This is a genomic window from Halococcus sp. PRR34, assembly GCF_028617175.1.
Classification (GTDB): domain Archaea; phylum Halobacteriota; class Halobacteria; order Halobacteriales; family Halococcaceae; genus Halococcus; species Halococcus salifodinae.
The window spans coordinates 1-3,273 of the sequence record NZ_JAQJDA010000052.1; the positions used below are offsets into that span (position 1 = coordinate 1).

The 3,273-nt window shown below is 60.8% G+C and carries 2 protein-coding genes; both read left to right on the top strand.

All coding sequences use genetic code 11. The features are described from left to right. Nucleotides 1-453 precede the first annotated feature (453 nt). On the top strand, nucleotides 454-1,335 hold the full coding sequence (locus tag PHA81_RS20705; protein ID WP_273838771.1) for a hypothetical protein: 882 nt from the start codon (nucleotides 454-456) through the stop codon (nucleotides 1,333-1,335). A 985-nt stretch (nucleotides 1,336-2,320) separates the two neighbouring features. Beyond that, the coding region (locus PHA81_RS20710) for a hypothetical protein (protein WP_273838772.1) at nucleotides 2,321-3,273 on the top strand (953 nt) is incomplete at its 3' end.

Sequence of the window (3,273 nt, forward strand, 5' to 3'; positions counted from 1 at the left end):
TGGTGGGATGAGCTTGACCGGCAGACAGAACGCCGGATGACAGCAGCAGTAGACTGGATGATGGGAGATCTAGATCCCCCACCATGCTCAACAGAACAGGAGGCGCGTGATCGCCTCGCGCGGATGGCGGATGTAGGATGATAGTAGAGCTATCGCTAAGGTGGACCCTCGGGATTGGTAGCTGCTTGACTCAGGTGGACCCTCAGTCAGTCGTCGCTCGCTTTGGCCCTGACCCTCAGTCGTGTTCGCCGAGGATGGTGGACCCTCGATGACGTGTCGCTGCTGGACCCTCGGATGGGTACTTTCTCTTCTCCCTGACTATCCAAAATCGTCTGTGTCGCAAATCGGTTGGCCTTACGCGCGCGTTAAGCCTTCGTACATGGTGAAATGGGGCCGAACTGTTCGCTTCGCTACGAAGATTTAAGGGTGGTTTCGGCCCAGATATGAGTGATTATGAGTGGGGAACTCTCGGCGGATGGGTACAAGGTGGATGGTCCATCTCAGCAGATACTGCGCGCGCTTCGGGGCGGTGGCTGGGTGAGTTCGGGAGCACTGCGAGATGCTGCGGACTTAGAGGATAATCGGCAGGTGTCGTATCGGATGGAGGAACATCTCGGGCCGGCTGGATTGGTGCTTGAGGCGGTGCGTGACGACCCTGAGCGTGAATCTCGGAAGTTCAAACTCAGCGAGGAGGGTGAGGTGTGGGTCGAGGATCATGCCGATGAGCTACTGGCACCGACGACCCGTGAGGAGATCGCTGATCTCGCCCAGCAGGGCTACAAGGAGGGTACGGAGGCCAAAGAGTCGGTGCAGAACTACCGGAAGAAGTTGAGCCGGTACAAAAATCAGGTAGAGGAGGTGCGCGAGCAGCTGGAACACATTCGGGACCACCACGATGAATACTTCAACAGGGTGCGCTCGGTCGAGAAGGAGAGCGAGGATTCGCGCGAGCGGTCGAAGGAAGCCAAGCAGGGCGTCAAGGAGCTTCGTGGGGCGGTCGAAGAGCGGGCGACTATCGAGAGCGTGGAGGGAGTGAGTGAGGACGTGAGCGGCGTCGAGCGGCGACTGGCGATGGTGGAGGACAAGCAGGCAGGGCTGGCTCGTGAGCAGGCTGAGGCGGCGCGCACGCGGGCGCTGGTGGGTCGGCTGGCGAAGCCGGCGGGGTACGTGGCGGCTGGCGCGCTAGCGGCGTATCTGGTGGTGCTCGTCGCGGTGCTCGTTCTCGCGCCGGGACTGGTGGCGAGCGTGCTGGTCGGCGGGGCAACTGGTGCGCTGGGTGTCGCGGCTGGCATAGGTGGAATGGTCTATGCACGAGGTACAGGGCTACTGCCGTGACTATGACCGATGAATAGGGGAGGGCTGCTTACAGGGTGCAAATCCTGTTTTATGTTGTTTGGCTATTTGATCGGCTCTTGTTGCCTCTTACTAGGAAATAGATAGCGAGCAATACGAGTCCGGGACCAATCGGAATGAGCAGAATCCCGATCCCAACGCCCCATTGCCATGCCCAGTCGCTGCTGCGGCTTTTTGCGTCTTGATATACCCATCTTCCGACAAAGAAGCCTACAACTGCCATTATCGCCATGATAATCAGCGTCTCTACACCACCGAGTAGCGGTGAAATCTGCAACATGCTTTGCATGTGTGGTTATCATGAGAGAGAGGTGTGAAATAGTTGCTTCCATTTCAGACATGAGGTTTTATAAGACGTCGCCGAGACAGGCGTAGCTAAGCACAACGTGAAGTCGGCCCGCGAGAACGCCTCGGGCCGACCCGACCCGCCGACATCCGTGGGAAGATTTTGGTGGGCGCGGGTCGCTCGGGTATTGTCTCACCGTCGGCATAGGCGTTTCGTACAGAACGCCGATGTTAGGCGGACGACGTTTGCCCCGATCCTCAGTGGAGCGAGAGAGCGCTGTGAGCGTCGTGAGAGGGCGAGCGGTGGCCGGTTGATCCAACAGCCTGTGAAAGCCCGCGCAGCGCGCGGAGCGCGCGAGCAGGACCATGGAGGTGGGCAAGGCGGCGCTCCGCGCCGCCGGGCGCGGAGGGCGGGTACGCGGTCGGGCTATGGCTCGACCGGAGGTCGAGGATTCTTGTGCGGTGCGGGTGCGGATCGCGGTGCTGGCGCGGTTGCTGTCCGGAACCCGCATTATGCGAAAAGCATTTTCAAACACCTACTGATGGGATATAGAGCGGCTGTACCGCAATCGTTTATATCCCCCTATTGGGCGGGTGATCGACGATGAGCACGGCTCCGCTCGCGTCGACGGGACGGAGCGACGAGGAGATCGACGCGGCGCGGTCGGCGCACCAAGATCTCGTGGACGAGTGGGTGGCTGATACGGCGTATTCGATTCCGGGGATGAGCGCGCGGCCGGATTCGTGCGGGAACTGGTATCCGTATCACGTCTGCGACGAATGTGGGGAACCGATATTCAGCGAATCTCACTGCGGGCTACGCCGTTGCCCCGAGTGCTGGTGGGAATGGGTACGAGAGACGGCGAAGAAGATCGTGACGCGGATTCAGGCGTATCGGTGGGCGCAAGCAGATGGCCTCGACCGGCGGCTGATCCATGCGATGTTCTCGCCGGAACAGAAAGACGACTGGACGATATCGCGCGTGGACGGGATGCGCTCGGAGTCGTACGAGCTGGCGCAAGAGGCGGGAGTGACGGGCGGGTGCGCGCTGCTGCACATGTGGCGAACGACGGATGATCTGGATGGTGAGTTCCGCGCGGCGAGCGAGGCGGGAGTGGCCGACAAGAAGTGGAAATACCTGCGCGAGACGTACGGACAGGGATGGCGACAGGCGACTGAGGTAGCGCCGCACGTTCATCAGATAGCGACCGCGCCGGAGTTTGAGCCGGAGCAAAGTGACTGGGTTGCGAAGCGCGTGCGAACGCTGGATGCGATGAAATCGCTATCGCACCCATCGTCGTACGAAGACGTCGCGGGCCTCGCCATGTACCTGCTCTCTCACACGGCGATAGCCGACGGCGAGCAGGCGCTGCGTTGGTTCGGCGACGTGTACCCGGGTGGATTCAATCCAGAGGAGGAGCTGTCTGAGGGAGCCTTAGAGACGATAGAGCGGATGGCTGCTGAAGCAGTCGAACCGGAGGGAGCCGACGATGAGGACGACACTGAGCCGTTCCAGGACGACGAGAAATGCGAAGCAGGAACAGAAGGCTGCCCGGGTCAGCGGATGCCGATATGGGACGTGCCGTCAGCGCGTAGAATGAACTGGTGGGATGAGCTTGACCGGCAGACAGAACG